A 708-nucleotide genomic window follows, 5' to 3' on the forward strand; every position below is an offset into this window, starting at 1 on the left:
ACCGTGCGCGAGCGGCTTAAGTTATACTTCGTCCTACCAAATGCGATAACGCGTGATCACTTCAAGGGATGAAGGATGTCGAATAACAATAAAATGAAAGCGGTTGGCCTAACAAAATACCTACCTGTCAGCGACGATAATGCACTCAAGGATTTTGAGCTCGCGATTCCGAAACCATGGGCGCACGACCTTCTCGTGCAAGTTGATGCGGTCAGCGTCAATCCTGTCGATACAAAAGTAAGATCCCCAAAAGATACAGTTGAAAAAGAACCCAAAGTGCTCGGTTATGATGCGGTTGGTATTGTAAAAGCCGTGGGTGATGCAACACGTTTTTATAAGCCGGGTGATCGAGTGTATTACGCAGGCGATATCACGCGGCAAGGTTCGAATAGTGAATATCAGCTCGTTGATGAGCGTATTGTTGGGCCTGCGCCGAGTAAATTATCAAATTCAGAAGCTGCTGCTATGCCGCTTATTTCCCTAACTGCATGGGAAGCTTTATTTGAGCGCTTGGGAATTAGCCTTGCAAAAGACAATAGCGAAAAAACATTATTGATTATCGGCGGCTCTGGCTCAGTGGGCGCAATTGCTACACAAATGGCCGCGCGTTTAGCAGGTTTGAAAGTAGTGGTAACAGCGAGTAAACGTGGCGCAATTGAGTGGTGCGTGAGTCAAGGTGCAGCGCATGTTGTAAATCACCATGACGAT

Annotated in this window: 1 protein-coding gene; it reads left to right on the forward strand. The window is 46.9% G+C overall.

Features of this window, described 5'->3' with window-relative positions; genetic code table 11:
• Window positions 1–75: 75 nt before the first annotated feature.
• On the forward strand, window positions 76–708 hold a 633-nt coding region (locus A3738_RS14185; protein WP_197473861.1), incomplete at its 3' end, for a zinc-binding alcohol dehydrogenase family protein.

This window comes from Oleiphilus sp. HI0066, from assembly GCF_001635725.1.